Annotated in this window: 17 protein-coding genes; 9 read left to right on the top strand and 8 right to left on the bottom strand. The window is 68.7% G+C overall.

The annotated features are described in order from the left end of the window. Nucleotides 1-184: 184 nt before the first annotated feature. Nucleotides 185-1324 carry a serine hydrolase domain-containing protein gene (locus NUG20_RS20695; RefSeq protein ID WP_263396248.1) on the top strand — a complete coding sequence of 380 codons (1140 nt, stop codon included), beginning with the start codon at nt 185-187 and terminating at the stop codon, nt 1322-1324. Here NUG20_RS20695 and NUG20_RS20700 read toward each other — a convergent pair. Together NUG20_RS20700 and oleC are read right to left on the bottom strand one after the other, a co-directional pair. Continuing rightward, nucleotides 1308-2882, bottom strand: a complete 1575-nt coding sequence (locus NUG20_RS20700; RefSeq protein WP_263396249.1) for a winged helix-turn-helix domain-containing protein — start codon at nt 2880-2882, stop codon at nt 1308-1310. The two genes, NUG20_RS20695 and NUG20_RS20700, sit on opposite strands and share 17 nt — an antisense overlap. A gap of 10 nt (nt 2883-2892) precedes the next feature. After that, nucleotides 2893-4545 (bottom strand): olefin beta-lactone synthetase, encoded by a 1653-nt coding sequence (gene oleC / locus NUG20_RS20705; RefSeq protein ID WP_263396250.1) that lies wholly within the window; start codon nt 4543-4545, stop codon nt 2893-2895. 209 nt (nt 4546-4754) lie between these two features. Between oleC and NUG20_RS20710 the strand changes: the two genes are divergently transcribed. After that, complete coding sequence (locus NUG20_RS20710; protein ID WP_263396251.1) at nt 4755-5141, top strand: YkgJ family cysteine cluster protein; 387 nt, start codon at nt 4755-4757, stop codon at nt 5139-5141. 22 nt (nt 5142-5163) lie between these two features. On the opposite strand, the gene NUG20_RS20715 is transcribed toward NUG20_RS20710, so the two are convergent. From NUG20_RS20715 to NUG20_RS20735, 5 genes are all read right to left on the bottom strand, one after another. After that, nucleotides 5164-6066, bottom strand: coding sequence for an alpha/beta fold hydrolase (locus tag NUG20_RS20715; RefSeq protein WP_263398561.1), 903 nt, complete (start codon nt 6064-6066; stop codon nt 5164-5166). Between the two features lie 106 nt (nt 6067-6172). After that, the gene (locus tag NUG20_RS20720; protein ID WP_263396252.1) at nt 6173-7345 is read right to left on the bottom strand and encodes a Fic family protein; all 1173 of its coding nucleotides are present in this window, start codon (nt 7343-7345) and stop codon (nt 6173-6175) included. A gap of 136 nt (nt 7346-7481) precedes the next feature. Next, nucleotides 7482-8498, bottom strand: coding sequence for a 3-oxoacyl-ACP synthase III (locus tag NUG20_RS20725; RefSeq protein ID WP_263396253.1), 1017 nt, complete (start codon nt 8496-8498; stop codon nt 7482-7484). Nucleotides 8499-8600: 102 nt separating this feature from the next. Next, the gene (locus NUG20_RS20730) at nt 8601-8918 is read right to left on the bottom strand and encodes a DUF4156 domain-containing protein (protein WP_263396254.1); all 318 of its coding nucleotides are present in this window, start codon (nt 8916-8918) and stop codon (nt 8601-8603) included. Nucleotides 8919-9363: 445 nt separating this feature from the next. Beyond that, nucleotides 9364-12240: a M16 family metallopeptidase gene (locus NUG20_RS20735; protein ID WP_263396255.1), complete on the bottom strand. Its 2877-nt coding sequence runs from the start codon at nt 12238-12240 to the stop codon at nt 9364-9366. A 406-nt stretch (nt 12241-12646) separates the two neighbouring features. On the opposite strand from NUG20_RS20735, the gene NUG20_RS20740 reads away from it, so the two are divergent. The 7 genes from NUG20_RS20740 to NUG20_RS20770 all read left to right on the top strand — a co-directional run bounded on the left by NUG20_RS20740 (nt 12647) and on the right by NUG20_RS20770 (nt 18272). Then, nucleotides 12647-13123: a hypothetical protein gene (locus NUG20_RS20740; RefSeq protein ID WP_263396256.1), complete on the top strand. Its 477-nt coding sequence runs from the start codon at nt 12647-12649 to the stop codon at nt 13121-13123. Nucleotides 13124-13175: 52 nt separating this feature from the next. Beyond that, on the top strand, nt 13176-13655 hold the full coding sequence (locus NUG20_RS20745; RefSeq protein ID WP_263396257.1) for a tRNA (cytidine(34)-2'-O)-methyltransferase: 480 nt from the start codon (nt 13176-13178) through the stop codon (nt 13653-13655). 31 nt (nt 13656-13686) lie between these two features. Beyond that, nucleotides 13687-14547 carry an AraC family transcriptional regulator gene (locus NUG20_RS20750; protein ID WP_263396258.1) on the top strand — a complete coding sequence of 287 codons (861 nt, stop codon included), beginning with the start codon at nt 13687-13689 and terminating at the stop codon, nt 14545-14547. A 56-nt stretch (nt 14548-14603) separates the two neighbouring features. Next, nucleotides 14604-15011, top strand: coding sequence for a PTH2-like family protein (locus NUG20_RS20755; RefSeq protein ID WP_263396259.1), 408 nt, complete (start codon nt 14604-14606; stop codon nt 15009-15011). Nucleotides 15012-15610: 599 nt separating this feature from the next. Next, on the top strand, nt 15611-16480 hold the full coding sequence (locus NUG20_RS20760; RefSeq protein WP_263396260.1) for an SDR family oxidoreductase: 870 nt from the start codon (nt 15611-15613) through the stop codon (nt 16478-16480). Between the two features lie 289 nt (nt 16481-16769). Continuing rightward, nucleotides 16770-17432 (top strand): NAD(P)-dependent oxidoreductase, encoded by a 663-nt coding sequence (locus tag NUG20_RS20765; RefSeq protein WP_263396261.1) that lies wholly within the window; start codon nt 16770-16772, stop codon nt 17430-17432. A gap of 267 nt (nt 17433-17699) precedes the next feature. Further along, nucleotides 17700-18272 (top strand): OmpO family porin, encoded by a 573-nt coding sequence (locus tag NUG20_RS20770; RefSeq protein ID WP_263396262.1) that lies wholly within the window; start codon nt 17700-17702, stop codon nt 18270-18272. Nucleotides 18273-18444: 172 nt separating this feature from the next. Here the strand turns inward: NUG20_RS20770 and NUG20_RS20775 are convergent, their stop codons facing one another. After that, a complete protein-coding gene (locus tag NUG20_RS20775; RefSeq protein ID WP_263396263.1) occupies nt 18445-19473 on the bottom strand; it encodes an NAD(P)H-dependent glycerol-3-phosphate dehydrogenase in 1029 nt (342 codons plus the stop codon). Nucleotides 19474-19478: the final 5 nt, after the last annotated feature.

Genomic DNA, 19478 nt, shown 5'->3' on the forward strand with positions numbered 1-19478 from the left:
CGCACCAGGGCGCACACGATAGCCGGGGGCGCGCGGGAAGGCGATCCGGACGTTGCGCGGACGTCACCGCGGCGCACGCCAAGTCATTGATCCGCTGGAACTTCATAATTCTTCATGAGGACATCAGGCACTTCAGGCACGGCGCTGGCGCAGTGCGCGGACCGCATCCTTCCGGAGTTCCACCATGTCGCGCCTTTCGTTCCTGCCGTGTGTCCTGCTCGCCCTCGCCGTGCCTCTCGCCCACGCCGCTCCCGCCTCCCCGTCCCCGACCGCACCCGCCACCGCGCCGCCGGCGCTGGACGACGGCTGGCCGGCCGCCGATGCCAGGAGCACCGGCTGGAACATGGCCACGCTCGCGGCGCTGGAGCAGGCCATCGCCGACGGCAAGGCGCCGCACACCAGCAGTGTGCTGATCGTGCGCGACGGCGCGCTGGTCTACGAGCGCTACTTCGGCGACGCCGACCGCCAGACCCTGCACGACACCCGTTCGGCGACCAAGAGCATCACCGCGCTGCTGGTCGGCGCGGCGATCGACCGCGGCCGCCTGCCCAGCGCACAGGCCAAGGTCTACGATTACTTCGGTGATCGCCGTTGGCAGCAGCCGGATCCGCGCAAGCGCGCGACCACCGTCGAGGATCTGCTGACGATGAGTTCGCAACTGGAATGCGACGACGACAACGCGTTCTCCAGCGGCAACGAGGAACGCATGTACGTCAGCGCCGACTGGACCCAGTTCGCGCTGGACCTGCCGATCAAGGGCTATGCGCCGTGGATGCGCCGCCCCGAGGACAGCCCGCACGGCCGCGCCTTTTCCTACTGCACCGCCGGCAGCTTCCTGCTCGGCGCGCTGGTGGAAAAGGCCACCGGCCAGCGCCTGGAGGACTTCGCCGCGCAGGCACTGGAGCGGCCGCTCGGCATCACCAATGTCCGCTGGGGGCGCTCCGCCGAGGGCGTGGGCATGGGCGGCGGCGGCACCCGCTACCGCAGCCGCGACCTGGCCAAGTTCGGCCAGCTGCTGCTCGACCAGGGCCGCTGGCACGGCCGCCAGGTGCTGTCGGCGGACTGGGTGCGGGCGATGACCACGGTGCACGCGCAGGCGCGCGAGGACGCGGACTACGGCTACCTGCTGTGGCGCTTCCGCTTCCCGGTGCGCGGCACCGAACGCGGGGTGTGGGCGATGTCCGGCAACGGCGGCAACTACGTGTTCGTGTTGCCCGAGGAACGCCTGGTGGTGGTGATCACCCGCAGCGCCTACAACACGCCGAAGATGCATCCGCAGTCGCAGGCGCTGCTCGCCGACTACGTGCTCAAGGCGCTGCCGTAGCCGCGCCGGTCTCCTGCGGCAGCAGGCCGGCGCGGCGCACCTGCGCGCGCTCGGCGGCGATGTCGGCCTGGTTGCGCACCAGCAACGCGGCGAAGCCGGCCTGCGTGCGCAGTGGCGCCAGCAACGGCGACACCCGCAGGTAGGCCGCATCGCGGTAGCCGGCGGCCTGGGCGCGGCGCAACGCGTCCAGCGCCGCAGGCAAGTCGCCGGCCAGTTGCAGCAGCAGTGCCGCGTCCAGCCCATCCAGCGGATCGGCGCCATGCGCGACGCCCTGCAGCAGGTCCTGCGCCCGTGCGCGTAGCGCCGCCGCCGCGGGCCGTGGCTGTGCGTCCAGCGTCCACGCCACGGTCTGCGCCAGGCTGCCGTGCGGACGCAGCCGCAGCGCCTGCAGGCTGGCCTGGCGCGCACGCGCCGCATCGCCCTGCGCCAGCGCCAGTTCCGCCTGCAACAGGTACAGGCCGGCGTAGTCGGTGCCGCGCCCCAGCGCCTCGTCCAATGCCGCCTGCGCTTCGGCGCTGCGGCCATGCGCGAACAGGAATCCCGGCCAGGCCAGGTTGGAGAAGGCGCTGTCCGGATACAGCTGGAAGCTGTCGCGATAGCGCGCTTCGGCGGCGCTGACGTAGCCGAGCAGGTTGAGGTTGCTGGCGATCTGGATCGGCAGGAAGCGCACCCGCGCCGGATCGCGCACCTGCAGGTTGGCGGCCAGCGCCTGCGCCAGCCGGCCCTTGCGTTCGTACAGATAGGCGGCCGAGCCGCGCACCGCATCGGCGCCCGGATCCAGCTGCAGCGCGCGCTCGTAGGCGGCCAGGGCCGCCGCATAGTCGCCGCGGCAATCGTGCGCGTAACCGAGCGCGGCATGCGCGGCCGCCAACTGCGGCTGCGCGGCGATCACCTGCGCGGCCAGGCGCTGCGCGAGCGCGGCGTACTGCGCGTCGCCGCCGTACTGGCAGACCCGCGCGCTGTAGCCGCGGCTGAGTCCGAGCAGCGCGCGCGGCTCGTCCGGCGCCTGCTGCAGGCGCTGCCGGTACAGCGCGATCGCGCGTTCGTTGTCGTCGCGCTGACCGATGCCGGCGTAGTAGTCGGCGCGTTGCAGCAGCGGCGACGCCTCGGCTTTCTGCGGCGGTGTCCGCCACGGCCAGGCCAGCGCCGCCAGCGTACCGATGCCGAGCACGACGGCCGCCGCGATCGCCACGCGGCGCCAACGCCGTCTTGGCTGTGCCGCTGCGCTGTCGCCCTCGTCGTCTTCAAGGCGTACCGGCGCGCACAGCTGGTAGCCCTGGCCGCGCACCGAACGCAGGTAGCGCGGCTGCCGCGAGGCATCGCCCAGCGCCTGCCGCAGCAGGCGCACGCGCTGGGTCACGGTCTCCTCGTTGACCAGCGCCGGCGCCCACACCTGCGCGATCAGCTCGTCGAACCCGATCACGCGCTGGCCCTGCCGCAGCAGGTAATGCAGCAGGCGGAAACTCAGCCCGCCCAGCTCCAGCGCGATGCCGTCGCGCTCGACTCGCTGTCGCGCCACGTCGATGCGCAGGTCGTCCAGCCGATAGCGCTCGCCCATCGCCGCGGCCTCAGCGCACGCGGTCCTTGGCCCACAGCGCCAGTTTCTCGCGGCCGATCTTGGCGTTGTGGCGGATGTCCACCGGGAAGCCCGGATGGCACAGGAAATCGGCGATGCCGGCGGTGTGCGGATGCGCCTGCGCCAGCGCGCGCAACTCGGCCTGCGGCTGCGCCGGCGGCGCCACGCCCGGCTGCAGTTCGTAGCACAGCACCGGCCGCTGCGCGCCCGCCGCGCCGATCCCGACCAGCGCGCTGCGGCGCAGCCACGGCAAGGTGTTGAAGATCGGCTCGGCCTGCTCGGTGTACAGCGGCCCGTGCGCGGTCTCCACGCGCTGGGTCTTGCGCCCGCAGAACCACAGCCGGCCCTGCGCGTCGAAGTAGCCGACGTCGCCCATGCGGTGCACGATGCGCTCGCTGCCGTCGTCCAGGCGCTCGCGGATCTTGGCGATGCGGGTGGCCGCGTCGCGGTTGAAATAGGTATCGGTGGTGGTCGGCCCGGCCACGGTGATCTCGCCGACCGTGCCCGCCGGCAGCTCGCGCACGCCCGACCAGTCGGGGATCGCCGCGTCGTCGATGGCGATGATGCGCACCACGTTCGGCGCCACCACCGCACCGACGCAGGTGCCGGCGCCGGTTTCGGTGGCTGCGCGCGTGTCCTGCAGCTCGCGGCCCTCGATCGCCGCCACCGGCAGGCATTCGGTGGCGCCGTACGGCGTCCACAGCTTGCCGTCCTCCGGCAGCAGGCTGCAGATCCTGGCCACGATCTCCGGCGGCACCGGCGCGCCGGCCGAGGTCGCGCAGCGCACGCTCGGCAGCGGCCGGCCGTAGTCGGCCAGCACCCGCATCAGCGCCGGCGAACCGAACAGCTGGGTCACGCCGAAGCGGTCGATCGCATCGTGCAGCTTGCGCGGATCGGCGCTGGCCGGCCGCGTCGGGTCCATGTCCGGGATCACCGAGGTCAGCCCCAGCGCCGGGTCGAACAGGGCGAACGGCGGGAAGGTCGGCAGGTCGATGCCGCCGGGCTGCATGCCGAACGCGTTGCGCATCAGTTCGATCTGGCCGACGAAATGGCGATGCCGGTAGACCACGCCCTTGGGCACGCCGGTGGAGCCGCTGGTGAACAGGATCGCGGCCACGTCGTCGCCCGCGGTGTCGGCCAGCTGGCTGCCGGCGCCACGACCGGCATGTTCGATCTGCGCCAGCGTGGTGCCGCCCCAGGCCCAGCGCCGGCCCACGGTGACGATGCGCCGCGCCGAGCGCGCCCAGCCCAGCAAGCGCCGCGCCAGCTGCGCCAGCGGGATGCCGATGAACGCCTCCGGCTGCGCCTCGTCCAGGCATTGTTTGAGCGCGCGCTTGTCGATGCCCGGATCCACCAGCACCGGCACCGCGCCGGCCTTGAACAGCGCGAACATCAGCAGGAAGAACTCCGGCGACGGCCGCACCATCACCACCGTGCGCGTCCCGCGGCCGATGCCGTAGCCGCCCAGCCCGGCGGCGATCGCGTCGCTGCGCGCATCCAGCTGCGCGTAGCTCAGGGTCACGTCGTAGGCGGCCAGGCCGTTGGCGCTCCGGCGGCCCGGGCAGCGGATGGCGATCTGGTCGGGGCGCTCGCGCGCCAACGGCGGCAGCGTCGCGGCGATGTTGCAGGGGGTGGTCGTGGTCATCGTTGGATTATCGCCGATGCGCCGGCGCATGCCGTGGCAGGCCAGCGTTGGTCCAACACGCCGCATCCTGCGAGCGGATCGGCGTCGCGTCGGCTCGACGCTCGCGCGGCGACAGCGCACGGCTGAACGCCACCGCGCTTGCAGCGCGCGTCGGTTCGGTCAGAATGCCGCGCCCCCCACGCTCTTTGCCGCGCAAGGCCCGGCCTCCCATGGCACATCCCTGCCTCACCTGCGGCGCTTGCTGCGCCTACTTCCGCGTCAGTTTCCACTGGAGCGAAGCCGATCCCGAGCTGGGCGGCAGGGTCCCGTTCGATCTCACCGAGCCCCTGCGCACCCACGAACGGGTGATGCGCGGCACCTCGCAAGCACAGCCGCGCTGCGTGGCGCTGGACGCGGAAATCGGCCGCTACAGCCGCTGCACGATCCACGACCGGCGGCCGTCGGTGTGCGCCGCGGTACCGGCGTCGCTGGAGTTCGGCGAACGCAGCGCGCAGTGCGACAAGTCGCGACTGGCGCATGGGCTGCACATGCTGACTGCAAGCGACTGGAGCGGCGTCGGCGACGCCGAGCGCAATCCGCTACCGGACGACGCCTGAGCCGCCGGCACGCCGCCGCGGCCTAGAGCGGATGCGTGTCCAGGAACCGGCGGATCGCCGGCACCAGCACCTCGTGCTTGTCTTCGAGCACGTAATGGTTGGCATCCTCGAACGCCATGACCTCGGCCTGCGGCAGCGCCTGGCGGAAACCGGCGAGGAAGTGATGGTCGAAACAGATGTCGCGCAGGCCCCAGGCGATGAAGGCCGGGCAGTCGGCGAACGACGGCAGCGCCTGCGCCGAACGTTCCAGCAGCGACCACGCCTTGTCGGCGGGCGACAGCGGGATGTCCTGCATGAAGCGGATCGTGGAGATGCGATTGGCCCAGCTGTCGTACGGCGCCACGTAGGCGCGGCGTACGTCGGCAGGCATGCGCCGCGACACACCCAGCCACGAGGCCCCGGCGGAGAACGCGTTGAAGGTGCGGATGAACCACTCGCCGGGACGCCAGTGCCGGCCCATCGCGATCTGCCACGGCATCGGCTTGGCCGCCGGCAACGGGAACGCGGCGGTGTTGGTGATCACCAGCCGCTTGACCTGGGCATGGTGCGACAGTGCCCAGCCGAAGCCGATCATGCCACCCCAGTCGTGCACCGCCAGCGTCACCGGCCCGTCGATGCCCAGGTGGCGCAGCAGCGCGTCGAGATCGTCCACGCGCGACTGCAACGTGTAGTCGTAGCCCGGCTGCGCGCCCGGCACATCGTCCGGCTTGTCCGACAGGCCCATGCCGATATGGTCGGGCACGATGCAGCGGTAGCGGTCCGACAGGCCGGCCACCAGCGTGCGCCACAGATAGCTCCACGACGGATTGCCGTGCAGCATCACCACCACCTCGCCGTCGCGCGGGCCTTCGTCGAGATAGGACATGCTCAGCCCCGGACGCACCTGGAAGCGCTGCGGGGTGAAGGGGTAGCCGGGGTAGTTCATCTGCATCGACCGATCGAAAGTGGAAGTGGGGGCGACCGTAGGCGCGCTCGTGCGCCGTGGTCGTTGCATGGGGATGCCGCACACGTACTGGTTCGCGCACAGGCCGTCATAGCGGCTGCGCGCCTTCGCTCAGGATGTCCAGGTACGCCTGGTAGGCGAAGACGCGATGCCGCTGCTGACCGGTGAGTTCGTTGACGATCGCCAGCTCCTGCAGGGTACGGATGGCGGCGCGGATCGTCGGTGCGCTCAGCGGCAGATGCGGCTGCACCTGCGGTACACCGAGCAGCACCCTGCGTGCGAACTGCTCGAATACCAGTCCGACGTTGCCGGCACGCGTGCCCAGGCCAGCGATGCGCGCGCGGTCTGCGGCCAGCAATGCCAGCAGGCGCTGCGCGGTACTGACCGCCTGCTGCGCCGTATCCGCCACGCCGTCGAGGAAGAACCCCAGCCATCCTTCCCAATCGCCTTCGGTTCGCACGGCATTGAGGCGCTCGTAGTACTGCGCGCGATGGCGCTTGAAGAACAGGCTCAAATACAGGCAGGGTTCGCGCAGCACCCCTTCGTTGCACAGGATCAACGCGATCAGCAATCGCCCCAGCCGGCCGTTGCCGTCGCTGAAAGGATGGATCGTCTCGAACTGCACATGCGCCAACGCGGCCTTGACCAGCGGCGACACGTCGCTCGCCGGTGCATGCAGGAAGCGCTCGAATGCGCCCAACGCAGCCTCCAACGCTTCGGGCGGTGGCGGCACGAAATGCGCCAGCGCCGGCGAGGCGCCGCCGATCCATACCTGCCCCGAGCGGAATTCTCCAGGCCGCTTGCCGGCGCCACGCCCGCCCCGCAGCAGCAAGGTGTGCATTTCCCGGATCAAGCGCAAGGACAGCGGAAACTGGTCCTCGCGCAAGCGTTTGAGGCCATGGTTCAGCGCGGCGACGTAGTTGGACACTTCTTCCACGTCGTCCAGCGGCACGCCCGGCGCCTCGTCCAGCTCGAACAGCAGCAGGTCCGACAGCGACGACTGCGTGCCCTCGATCTGCGAGGACAGCAGCGCCTCCTTGCGCACGTATTGGTAGAGGAACCGTTCCGGATCCGGCAGCATCAAGGTGATGCCGTCCAGGCGTCCCAAGGCCTGATCCGCGCGCTCCTTGCGCGTGATCAGTTCCGGCGCGGCCAGATCCAACGGCGGCGACGGGGGCAGCGGATCTGGGACGAACGCCTGATAGCGACTCCCAGCCAGCGAACCGGAAACGTAGTGGCCGGTGGAACGGCGGGGAGGCATCGGGCTTTCCTTGCAGCCAGCAAACGCAGCCATTAGGAAAGAAAACTAGCAATAATTTTCCGGAAATGCCAGGAGGCACCCGATAAGGAAAATTTATCGACAGATTCGCCGCAATGGCCCGCCTTTGCGCAACCGCCTACCAGACCACCTCGGCCATCGAGCAGTTCAGGCCCGAACCAATGCCCATCAGCGCGATCCGGTCGCCCTTCTTCAGGCGCCCCAGTTCGCGCAGCTTGCTCAGCACGATCGGCACGCTGGCCGGGCCGATGTTGCCGTGCTCGCCGAAGATGGTCATCACCTTCTTCGGGTCGATGCCGAAGTTCTTGATGAAGGCCTGGGTGTGCGGCAGGCTGACCTGGTGGATCACGAACTGGTCCAGCTCGTCCACTGCCCAGCCCAGCGCCTGCCTGGCGGCGATGAAGGTCTTCTGCGCCAGCTTGATGCCCTCGATCAGCAGCATGCGGGTATCGGTGACCATGCGGTCCAGGTTGCCCCGGCACAGGGTGTTCCACTCGGTGGCCGAGCGGGTCACGCCGCCGCGGTAGCTCGGTGCGTCCGGGACCAGCTCGGCACGCGCCAGCACCATCGCCGCGGCGCCGCAGCCCAGGGTCAGCGTGGCCAGCTCGTCGCGGAACGCCTGCGCGGTCACGTCCGGGGAGGTCATCCGCTCCAGGGTCTTCTCGTACACCAGGTTGGCGGTCTCGCCATCCACCACCAGCGCGTAGTCGATCTCGCCGCGCTCGATCATCCGCGCCGCGATGTCCATGCCGTTGATGAAGGCCAGGCAGGCATTGGCGACGTCGAAGGTCATGCATTCCTCGCCCACGCCCAGGTTGCCGGAGACGATGCTGGCGGTGGACGGCTCCAGGAAGTCGCGGCTGACCGAGGTGTTGACCAGCAGCCCGACCTGGCCGGCGTCGATGCCCGCATCCGCCATCGCCTTGCGTGCCGCCAGCGTGGCCGCGTCGGACGCCTGCATGTCGTGGTCCCACATGCGCCGCGCATGGATGCCGGCGATGTCGCCGAGCACGTCGGTGCGGATGCCGAGGCGGTCGTAGGTGGGTTGCAGACGTTCGTTGATCTGCTTGGAGGTCAGCGTGTGCGGCGCATCGATGTGCGCCAGTCCCGCGATGGAGACATTGTTGAAGAGCATCGAGATGTACGCCGGGATAAGGCGAAGGGGCGCCAATTCTAGCGGCTGCCCGGTTTTACCGCATCTTTAACAAATTGGAACAGAGCGTATGGCTTAACCGGTTCAGCGAACGCTGCACTGGTAGGCGGCATAGCGCTGGTCGCCCTCGACCGGCTCGCCCATCGCCTGCACCGTGTTGGCACCGACGCCCGGCGCCTCGTTGCGGGCCAGGGTCTCCAGTTCCTCGCGCACCCGCAGCGGGTTGCGCTGGTAGAAGCCGACGTTGCTCTTCACCGACACCACCACCTCGCCGCGCTTGTCGCAGCCTGCCGCTGCCTGGCCTGGCGGCAGCACGCGCACGGTCTTGCCTTCCGGCGCCATCGGCACCCAGGTGCAGGCGGCGAGACTGGCGAGCAGCAACAACGCGATCGGTAGGCGCATGGACAGGGACCGCAGATGGAAGGAACCGGGATTGTGCCGCAGATCGCTGAATTGGCAATGACGCCGCCGGATCCGGCGGCCGCCAGGCAGGCAAGCCGACTCGCGTGGGGCTTCGCCCGTACCCCGTCCGGCGCTGCGGGCTACCTTCTCCCATGAGGGAAGGAATAGCCGCAATGCAAAGCCCCTCTCCCGGCGGGAGAGGGGTTGGGGTGAGGGTCGGCGAGAAGCGTCTCGTGGATTGGGAACACGAGGCTTCGCCCGTACCCTCATCCGCCCCTACGGGGCACCTTCTCCCGATGGGAGAAGGAACAGCCCTAGCCCCTCTCCCGCCGGGAGAGGGGTTGGGGTGAGGGTACGGCGCAAAGCGGCTCGCGGATATGGACCGCGCGAAGCTTCGCACGCACCTTCATCCGCCCCCCGGTTCATCCGCCCTCGCGCCGCCACCTCAGCGCTTGGGCGCCGCCGGCGCGGCCGCGGCCTGCGGCTTGCCGTCGGCGTCGATCACCGTCACCTCGCCCAGCTTCAGCGCGCGCACCGGGCGCTCGATCTGCTTCAGGTCGCCCACCACCACCCAGGTCAGCGCGTTGGCATCGAGCGTCGCCGCCGCCTCGCGCACCTGCGCCGGGGTCATCGTCTCGATCTCGGCCTTGCGCTTGAACACGTAGTCGTCAGGGCGCCCATTGCGGACGATGCCGACGATGGTGCCGAGCACCGACCCGGCGGTCTCGTAGGCGCCGGGCAGGCTCAGGGTCTGGATATTGCGGATGCGCGCCACTTCCTCGGTCGACGGCGGCGTCTTGCCGCTGGCGAAGGCGCTGATCTCCTTGTGCATCTCCTGCAGCGCCGGCGCGGTCTTGTCGATCTGCACCGGCGCCATCGCCGCCCACGGCCGCTGGCCGAGCGCGTTGGACGCACTGCTGCGCGCGCCGTAGGACCAATGCTTGTTCTCGCGCAGGTTCATGTTCAACCGCGAGGTGAAGTCGCCGCCGAGCACGCCGTTGGCGATGTCGAAACGGATCGAGGCCGGATCGGTGGACGGCGGCACCAGTTCGGCGGCGAACAGGTTGGCCTGCACCGCGCCCGGCTGGTCGATCAGGTACACGCGCGGCTTGGCCGGGCGCGGCACCTTGGCCAGCGTCGGCAGCGCCGGCGCCGCGCCCTCGCCCTTCCAGTCGCCGAACTGCGCGTCCAGCAGCGGCACGATCTCGGCCAGGGTGGTGTCGCCAACCACCACCAGGGTGGCCTGTTCGGGACGGATCCAGTCGCGCTGGAAACCGACCAGGTCCTCGCGCTGCAGCGCGGCGATCGCCGGCTCGGTGCCGCTGCCGCTGAACGGGATCGCATACGGATGGCCGTCGCCGTACAGCAGCGGCGGCAGCACCCGCATCGCCACCGCGTTGGGCTGCGCCTTTTCCTGGCGGATGGCGGCGATCCGGGTCGCCTTGATCCGCTCGATCTCCTTCGGCTCGAAACGCGGGCGCCGCAGCATGTCGGCATACAGCGCCAGCGACGGCGCCAGGTTCTCCTTCAATGCCGACAGCTGCGCGCTGCTGCCGTCCAGCGAGGCGCCGGCGCTGAGCGATGCGCCCAGCGTGTCGGCGGCATCGGCGAAGCCCAGCGAGTCGTAGTCGCCGGCGCCCTCGTCGAGCATGCCCATGGTGAAGTTGGCGGTGCCCGACTTGCGCCCCTGGTCGGCGCTGAAGCCGCCCGGGAATTCGTAGCTGAACTGCACCACCGGCACGTCGTGGCGCTCGGCCAGGATCAGGCGGGTGCCGTTCTTCAACGTGGCGCGCTGCAACGCCGGGAACTTCAGTTCCGGGAACTGCGCGGTCTTGGGCGGGCCGGCGCTGCGGTCGACGACGCTGGGCAGCGCGCGGTACTTCGGATCGACCGGCGGCGGGTTCAGCGGCGCCGGCTCCACGGCCGGTTCCTCGGCCAGCGCCACGCGCTCGCCCGGCTCCACCACCAGGGTATGGTCGCCCTTGCCCAGCCATTTGCGGCCCACCGCCTTCAGGTCGCGCGCGCGGGTGGACTCGATGGTGTCCAGCGAGGTGCGGAAGCAGCCCGGATCGCCGGTGAACACCGCGCACTCGGCCAGCGCGTCGGCCTTGCCGCCGAAACCGCCGATGCGTTCGATGCCGCGGATGAAGCCGGCGCGGAACGCGGTCTTGGCGCGCAGCAGTTCGTCCTTGTCCGGGCCCTTGTCGAGCAGCCGGCGCAGCTCTTCGTCGATCACCGCCTCGACCTTGGCCGGATCCACGCCCTGTTTCACCGTGGCGATGATGCCGAAGCCGGACCCCAGCTGCGACGGCCAGGCGCCGGCGCTGATCTGGTCGACCAGCTTGTCCTCGTGCACCAGGCGCCGGTCCAGCCGCGACGACTTGGCCCCGCCCAGCACCTGCGCCAGCAGCTGCAGGCGGTCGATGTCCTCGGTGCCGGTCTGGGCCACGTTCCAGACCCGGTAGATGCGCGCCTGCGGCACCTTGTCGGTCATCGTCTCGCGGGTGGACTGCGGGCGCTGGGCCACGTCGACCTGCGGCTGCGCCATGCTCGGCCCGGCCGGGATATCGCCGAAGTAGCGGGCCACCTTCTCTTTCGCGGTGGCCACGTCGATGTCGCCGGCCAGCACCAGCACCGCGTTGTTCGGGCCGTACCAGGTGCGGAACCACTGCTTCACGTCGGCCAGCGAGGCGGCGTTGAGGTCGTTCATCGAGCCGATCACACTGTGGTGATACGGATGGCCCTTCGGATACAGCGCACGGCTCAGCTTGTCCCAGGCCTGGCCGTAGGGCTGGTTCTCGCCCTGGCGCTTCTCGTTCTGGACCACGCCGCGCTGCTCGTCGAGCGCGGCCTGGTCGATGGCGCCGAGCAGGTGGCCCATGCGGTCGGACTCCATCCACAGCGCCATGTCCAACGCGGTGGTCGGCACGTTCTCGAAATAGTTGGTGCGGTCGCTGTTGGTGGTGCCGTTCTGGTCGGTCGCGCCGACCTGCTTGAACGGTTCGAAGAACTCGCCGCGGTGGTTCTCGCTGGCCTGGAACATCAGGTGCTCGAACAGGTGCGCGAAGCCGGTGCGCCCGGCCGGTTCGTCCTTGGCGCCGACGTGGTACCAGAGGTTGACCGCCACGATCGGCGCCTTGCGATCGGTGTGCACGATCACCCGCAGGCCATTGGGCAGGGTGAACTGCTCGTAGGCGATATCCACCTTCGCCGCGGCCGGTTGCTTCGCCGCGCTCGACGGCGGCGCATAGCTCAGCGCGCCGAGCGCGGTGGACAGGGCGATGGCCAGCAGGGCCCCACGCGGGCGGATCGATACGGTCATGCAAGTTCCTTTTAGCAATGGGTGGAAAGACGACGAGACCTGGATCGTAACGGGCCTCGCCGGCGCCCGCGTATGCCGTTCGGCCCGGTCGGGCCGTCGCCGGCACGCCCGATCCTGAACGTATTGCCTCAACGCCCGCCCTGCAGCGGGCAATCCCCGGACGACGGACGTACGCAGGCGACCGAGTGTCCGCCCGCGGACACTGGGCAATTCAAAAAATCATTCAAGAACAAAGGTTTGGACTTGGCACAGGACCTGCTCTGTAGTCCTGCACCAGGATCGGCCCAAGCAAATAATGAACAAATGCTTAATGAAAAGAAAAAACAGCAGAAAGTGCTTGTAGCCCCTGATTAGGTGTACTACATTACTACCACACCACTTCTCAACAACACCAACGAGGCCCGCCATGAAAACCGCTTCCTTCGCCCTGACCTTCGCCATCGCCGCCCTGCTCGCCGCTCCGGCCATCGCCGCTCCCACCACCACCACCCTGGGCAGCATGCAGGTGCGTCCGTCCGCCGAGCAGATCGCCCAGCGCACGTTCGAGCGCAACAGCGGCATCGCCACCCTGGCCGCGGTGCAGGTCCGCCCCTCCGCCGAGCAGCTGGCGCAGCGCGACGCCGAACTGTCCAGCCGCATCGCCACGCTGGCCTCGGTGCAGGTGCGTCCGTCCGCCGACCAGCTTGCCCTGCGCGATGCCGAGCAGGTCGCGAGCCAGCGCGTGGTTACCCTGGCGACGCTGCAGGTGCGCCCGAGCGCCGACACCCAGAGCATGTTCACGATCGGCAGCGCGGTCAGCGGCGCCCTGGACAGCGCGATGCTGCAGTTGCAGCCGAGCCTGCAGAACCTGAGCCAGGACCTGACCACCAGCCTGACCCGCTGAGCCTGCGCACGCTTCGCCGGCGCAGGCCGGAGCCGGCGCGTAAACTGCGCCGATGACCGCCACGCCCACGCTCCACGTCCTGCTGTTCCAACCCGAAATACCGCCCAACACGGGCAATGCGATCCGCCTTTGCGCCAATACCGGCGCGCAGTTGCACCTGATCGAGCCGCTCGGCTTCGACCTCGGCGACAAGCAGCTCAAACGCGCCGGCCTGGACTACCACGAGTACGCACGCCTGCAGGTGCATGCCTCGCTGGAGGCCGCGCTGCAGTCCATCGCCCCGCGCCGCCTGTTCGCCCTGAGTACCCGCAGCACGACCCGCTACGATGCGCCCACCTTCGCCGAAGGCGATGCGTTCCTGTTTGGCCCGGAGACCCGAGGCCTGCCCGCCGAGGTGCTGGAACAGGTGCCGCCGGCGCAACGCCTGCGCCTGCCGATGCGCCCGCACAACCGCAGCCTGAACCTGTCCAACGCGGTCGCGGTGGTGGTGTTCGAAGCCTGGCGGCAGCTGGGCTTCCCCGGCGCGGACTAAAGCGCACGGCGTGCGCTTGCGAGAGTAACCAATGGCATCGAGCACCCGCAAAACCACCAGCGACGACTGGGTCAGGATCCGCCGCGATCAGGAAACCGGCATCGAGAGCGTGCACGCGCATTTCCGCGGGCACGCCTACGACCCCCACGATCACGACGAAGTGCTGGTCGGCGTGACCCTGCAGGGCGTGCAGCGGTTCCACTGCCACCGTTCGCTCCATACCAGCACGCCCGGGCGCGCCATCCTCATCGAGCCCGGAGCGGTCCATGACGGGCATGCGCCCGCGGAAGACGGCTTCACCTATGCGATGCTCTACCTCCCGCAGTCCTGGGTGGCGGAGATGCTGCAGCGGCTCGGCCAATGGGACATCTGCGCGATCCAGCCGGCGTTCCGAAGTACCTTGACCGCAGACGCAGGGTTGAGCGCAGCGATACGGCAGGCGTTCCTTGCGGTCCACCACGGAGAAGGTCGCCTGGCGCGGGACCAGAGCCTGGACCGCATGATGGGCCTGCTGTCCCGGCATCTGTCGGCAGACGCGCAGGGCGCGTGCGATTCGGCGGCGAGGATGGCGCGCGCCAGGGACTTTCTTCACGACCAGATGGAACGCGACGTCGGCCTCGACGAACTCGCCGGCTACGCCGGCATGGACCGGTTTCGCCTCACCCGGCAATTCCAGCGCAGCTTCGGCCTGTCGCCGCATGCCTACCTCATCCGGCTGCGGCTGCGCGTCGCCCGCGCGCTGCTGGCCAATGGGCAGGAACCGGCAGACGTGGCGATCAAGGTCGGCTTTGCCGACCAGAGCCATCTGGGCCGCTGGTTCAAGCGCGCCTATCGGCTCACCCCGGCCGCCTACAAGCGGCTGTGCGCCGGCGACGCTGCACAAGCGTTCTAGATCCGATCCGCGGCAACTCCGAGGATGGCCGCAACGTCCAGACAGCGGAGTTCCCCGTGTTCGACACCAAAGTGGCCCTCATCGTCCGCAACGACCTGGCGACCTGGCAACGGTTGAACGTCGTCGCCTTCCTGGCGACCGGCATCGCCGCGGCCGCCCCCGACGCCATGGGCGACCCCTACGTCGATGCGAACGGCCACCGCTACGGCAACATGCTCGGGCAGCCGATGCTGGTGTTCGAAGCCGATCTCGCCGGGCTCCAGGCCGCGCACCGGGTGGGGCTGGCACGCGAGATCACCGTGCTGCCGTATGTGTTCGCCATGTTCTCCACCGGGCACGACGAGGCCAATCGCCAGGCATTCGCTGCCGAAGATCCCGATAACTTGGATCTGGTGGGAATCGGACTGCGCGGACCGAAGAAGGCCATCGAAAAGGCCACGAAGGGCCTGTCGCTGCATCGATGAGGCAGCGTGCAGCGGCGCGGACATGTGCCGCTGCGCGATCCCTCTCCGGCGTCGCCAGGAGAGCCGCATCATCGCCTCGACGATCCTGACCTCACGGTTCCAGGACCGGCGGCGATGTCTGCCCGTCATCGGCCACCCCCGCGAGAACCCGGTTGCCTTGCAGCAAGAGGACTCCAGTCGGCTGCGGCGGGCCTCTGGCGAAACAGCCTGCAGGCCAGAACCCTGTCTTGCGCGGATCGATACCGGCAAGCCGTCGGCCGAGCCGGCACTGCGGTCGTCTCGATCGATCCACCGCAGCGCATAGAGATGCTTCGAGACCGAATCGACGCGCCGCTTTTGCGAATCCCGAATCCCCAATCCCGCCCCCCGACGACCCGGGGCGACGAGCCGCTGGGTCGACGGTCTGGCGGAGCTGGTTGTTCCAGAGCCGCGACCTTCAGATACCACGCCTGAGCGTCTCAAATTCGATACGACTTGTCTATTTCTTGTGGATTTGTTTTGAATGTGGGACCACCTATCGTTTGGCCACACGCAGACCGAACCAGCGAAACACCGTCCCCAACCAGTTGCAGCAAACCCACCCCAACCAAGGAATCATCATGACCATTCTCGTTACCGGTGCCACCGGCACTGTCGGCCGCCAGGTCGTCGAACAACTCGTCAAGCGCGGCGCCGATGTCCGCGCGCTGGTCCGCGACCCCGCCAAGGCCAAGCTGCCGGCGAGCGTCGACGTCGTCCAGGGCGACTTGCTCGATGTCGACTCGCTGCGCAGCGCCTTCTCCGGCGTCTCCACCCTGTTTCTGCTCAATGCCGTGGTGGCCGACGAGTACACCCAGGCGCTGATCGCACTGAACGTCGCCCGCAGCGCCGGCATCGAGCGCATCGTCTACCTGTCGGTGATCCACAGCGACGTGTACGTCAACGTGCCGCACTTCGCCGGCAAGTACGGCGTGGAACGCATGATCGAGCAGATGGGCCTGCACGCCACGATCCTGCGCCCGGCCTATTTCATCGACAACGATCTGTCGATCAAGGATGTGGTGAGCGGATACGGCATCTATCCGATGCCGATCGGCAACAAAGGCCTGGCCATGGTCGACACGCGCGACATCGCCGAGGTGGCGGCCATCGAACTGATCCGCCGCGAACAGTCGGCCGTGCCGCTGCCGCTGGACCGGATCAACGTGGTCGGCCCCGACACCCTGACCGGAGCGGACGTCGCCGCGATCTGGACCGACGCGCTGGGCCGCCCGATCGCCTACCCGGGCGACGACACCGCCGGGTTCGAGCAGAACCTGCGCCAGTTCATGCCGAACTGGATGGCCTACGACATGCGCCTGATGAGCGAACGTTTCCTCAGCGACGGCATGATCCCCGCCGCCGGCGACGTCGAACGGCTGACCGCGCTGCTGGGTCGTCCGCTGTACTCGTATCGCGAGTTCGCCACCCGGGTCGCGACCTCCTCCTGACATCGCTCCCCACCCGCCCTTCGGCGCTCCGCGCTGAGCAGCGCGCCGCAGGGTTGGTCATCAGCTTCACAAAGGGCGGAAGGCTACATCGACTCCCGGCAATCGGCGCCGCTTGAAGTTCTTGCATGGGGCGCCGCCCTCCGGCATGGCGGACGGCACACCCCATTGCGCGCGGCGATCCGGCAACAGCGCCCCGCAACCTGCCAGCCAGGGGCATCCCTCGCTGATCCGTGGAATTCCATCCCAGGCGGCTTCTTCCAACAGGCGCCCGTCTTCCGAGGAACGCATCATGCAAACGCACGACATTGGCACTGCCGACCAACCGAAGATCCTGGTCCTCGGCGCGACCGGCGGGACCGGCCGGCACATCGTCCGCCAGGCGATCGCGCGGGGGTACGACGTCGCGGCGCTGGTGCGCTCGGCCGACGCGGCGCTTCATCTGACTGGCGCGCAGCTCATCGTGGGCGACGCCCGCGACGAGAAGATCCTGCGCCAGGCGCTCCACGACCGTGATGCCGTCATCAGCGCGCTGGGCACACCGGCCAGCCCACTACGCGAAGTCACCCTTCTCTCGTCCGCGACGCGTGCGCTCGTGGGCGCGATGAAGGCGCAGCAGGTCACGCGCTTGATCGGCATCACCGGCATCGGCGCCGGCGACAGCGCAGGCCATGGCGGATTCGTGTTCGACAAGCTGATCTTTCCGCTGCTTCTGCGCAACGTGTACGCCGACAAGAATCGGCAGGAAGCGCTGATCCGCGACAGCGGACTCGATTGGGTACTCGTTCGCCCATCCGTCCTCAACGACAAGCCTGGCCGCGGCGATATCCGCGCACTAACCGATCTCACCGACTTCCACGGCGGGACCATATCGCGGGCGGACGTCGCGACATTCATCGTGGACCAGGTGATCTCCAGCGACTGGACGCATCGTTCGCCGCTGATCACTTGGTGAGTACGTCCGAAGGAATGGCGTAAGCGGCGGAGCAGCGAGTTGGTCTGCATTGCGAAGCTTCATTGGCGCAACCGAGATTGCTATGCAATCACGCGGCGAAACGTGACTTCCAATTGCGCACAAGTTCCTGAACACGCCGTTTAATTTATGTACTGGTCAGTTTGATATTCAGGGCAAGTTCGGGTGGCTAACGGATAATTTACATATCGGCAGCGAACGGCCCCACGCCTCAGCGCCGACTAAACCAATAACAAGGGTATCCCGATCATGAAGACCTCTCTGCTCGCTCTTGGCCTCCTGGCCACCCTGCCGTTCGCTGCCTCTGCGGCCGAAGGCCTGTCCTACAACTACGTCGAAGGCGGTTACATCAAGACCGACGCCGACGGTGGCGACGCGGATGGCTGGGCCATCAAGGGCTCCTACGCGATCAACCCGAACTTCAGCGTGTTCGGCGACTTCAACCGCCAGAAGACCGATTTCGGCGACGTCGACGTCGACCAGTGGCGCATCGGTGCCGGCTACAACCACGAGATTTCGACCAGCACCGACCTGGTGACCCGCGTGGCGTACAACCGCTTCGATCCGGAATTCGGCACCAAGTTCAACGGCTACAGCGCCGAAGTCGGCATCCGCACCGCGTTCAATCCGTACCTCGAGGTGTATGCGCTGGGCGGTTACGAGGACTACACCAAGAAGGACGGCATCAACCCGGACGGCGAGTTCTATGGCCGCCTCGGTGCGCAGGCCAAGCTCAACCAGAACTGGGGCCTGAGCGCCGACCTGAAGATGAACCGCGATGGCGACAAGGAATGGTTCGTCGGCCCGCGTTTCAGCTGGTAAGCAGCACCGCGTAGCACTGCGCGCAGCGTCTCTCTCTCCCGCTGTGCGCGGTTCGAAGCCCGGTCCCAGGACCGGGCTTCTTTTTTGTGCGCCGCGCAGATCGACGCAGCCGCAGAGACCAAAAAAAAGCCCGGCCGAAGCCGGGCTTTTTCGTCTTTGGAACGGCACGCGATCAGCTGAACAGCGTGGTCGGGTACTCGGGCTTCTGCTCGCGCGCCAGCAACTGCTGCAGGCCGACCGCCGGGGTCAGTTCGCCGTGCAGTACCGCGCGCACCGCGTTGGAGATCGGCAGGTCGATGCCGTGGCGCTCGGCCTGGCGCATCACCTCGTCGGCGGTCTGCACCGACTCGACCACCTGGCCGATCGCGCGCACCGCGTCCTGCAGGGTCTGCCCGCGGCCCAGGGCCAGGCCCAGGCGCCGGTTGCGCGACAAGTCGCCGGTGCAGGTCAGCACCAGGTCGCCGAGCCCGGCCAGGCCCATCAGCGTTTCCGGCTTGCCGCCGATCGCCGCGGCCAACCGCAGCATCTCGTTGAGTCCGCGAGTGATCAGGCCGGCGCGGGCGTTCAGGCCCAGCTCCATGCCGTCGGCCACGCCGGTGGCCACCGCCAGCACGTTCTTCATCGCCCCGCCCAGCTCGGCGCCGACCATGTCGTCGCCGGTGTAGGCGCGGAAGGTGGGGCCGTGCATCGCATCGGCGACCTGCTGCGCGAACGCGGCATCGCCGTGCACGGTCACCGCGGTCGGCAGGTCCAACGCCACTTCCTTGGCGAACGACGGACCGGTCACCACCGCCAGCGGCACGTCCTCGCCCAGGATCTGCTGCGCGACTTCGTGCAGGAAGCGCCCGGAACCGGGTTCGAAGCCCTTGGTCGCCCAGGCCACGCCGGCCTGCGGCGGGCGCAGCGGCGCCAGCTGGTGCAGGGTCTCGGTGAACGCGTGCGACGGCACCACCACCAGGATCCAGTCGGCGCCGTGCACGGCCGCCGCCAGGTCGGTGGTGGCCTGCAGCGACGCCGGCAGCGGGATCTGCGGCAGGTAGCGCGGGTTCTCGTGGCGCTGACCGATCGCCTCGGCGATCACCGCATCGCGGCCCCACAGCACGGTTGGGAAACCGTGCCGGGCGACGAGCGCGGCCAGGGCGGTGCCCCAGGAACCGGCGCCGAGGACGGCGATCTTCTTCTTCGCGGCGTTATCGCCCATGTGCG

The organism is Xanthomonas sp. CFBP 8443, assembly GCF_025666195.1.
Lineage (GTDB): Bacteria > Pseudomonadota > Gammaproteobacteria > Xanthomonadales > Xanthomonadaceae > Xanthomonas_A.

What these genes read in the sequence shown, in the direction of transcription:
- NUG20_RS20745 (WP_263396257.1), top strand. Translation starts at nt 13,176, where the DNA reads ATGACCGCCACGCCCACGCTCCACGTCCTGCTGTTCCAACCCGAAATA.
- NUG20_RS20750 (WP_263396258.1), top strand. Translation starts at nt 13,687, where the DNA reads ATGGCATCGAGCACCCGCAAAACCACCAGCGACGACTGGGTCAGGATC.
- NUG20_RS20765 (WP_263396261.1), top strand. Translation starts at nt 16,770, where the DNA reads ATGCAAACGCACGACATTGGCACTGCCGACCAACCGAAGATCCTGGTC.
- NUG20_RS20710 (WP_263396251.1), top strand. Translation starts at nt 4,755, where the DNA reads ATGGCACATCCCTGCCTCACCTGCGGCGCTTGCTGCGCCTACTTCCGC.
- oleC (WP_263396250.1), bottom strand. Translation starts at nt 4,545, where the DNA reads ATGACCACGACCACCCCCTGCAACATCGCCGCGACGCTGCCGCCGTTG.
- NUG20_RS20720 (WP_263396252.1), bottom strand. Translation starts at nt 7,345, where the DNA reads ATGCCTCCCCGCCGTTCCACCGGCCACTACGTTTCCGGTTCGCTGGCT.
- NUG20_RS20725 (WP_263396253.1), bottom strand. Translation starts at nt 8,498, where the DNA reads ATGCTCTTCAACAATGTCTCCATCGCGGGACTGGCGCACATCGATGCG.
- NUG20_RS20740 (WP_263396256.1), top strand. Translation starts at nt 12,647, where the DNA reads ATGAAAACCGCTTCCTTCGCCCTGACCTTCGCCATCGCCGCCCTGCTC.
- NUG20_RS20770 (WP_263396262.1), top strand. Translation starts at nt 17,700, where the DNA reads ATGAAGACCTCTCTGCTCGCTCTTGGCCTCCTGGCCACCCTGCCGTTC.
- NUG20_RS20700 (WP_263396249.1), bottom strand. Translation starts at nt 2,882, where the DNA reads ATGGGCGAGCGCTATCGGCTGGACGACCTGCGCATCGACGTGGCGCGA.
- NUG20_RS20735 (WP_263396255.1), bottom strand. Translation starts at nt 12,240, where the DNA reads ATGACCGTATCGATCCGCCCGCGTGGGGCCCTGCTGGCCATCGCCCTG.
- NUG20_RS20715 (WP_263398561.1), bottom strand. Translation starts at nt 6,066, where the DNA reads ATGAACTACCCCGGCTACCCCTTCACCCCGCAGCGCTTCCAGGTGCGT.
- NUG20_RS20730 (WP_263396254.1), bottom strand. Translation starts at nt 8,918, where the DNA reads ATGCGCCTACCGATCGCGTTGTTGCTGCTCGCCAGTCTCGCCGCCTGC.
- NUG20_RS20760 (WP_263396260.1), top strand. Translation starts at nt 15,611, where the DNA reads ATGACCATTCTCGTTACCGGTGCCACCGGCACTGTCGGCCGCCAGGTC.
- NUG20_RS20695 (WP_263396248.1), top strand. Translation starts at nt 185, where the DNA reads ATGTCGCGCCTTTCGTTCCTGCCGTGTGTCCTGCTCGCCCTCGCCGTG.
- NUG20_RS20775 (WP_263396263.1), bottom strand. Translation starts at nt 19,473, where the DNA reads ATGGGCGATAACGCCGCGAAGAAGAAGATCGCCGTCCTCGGCGCCGGT.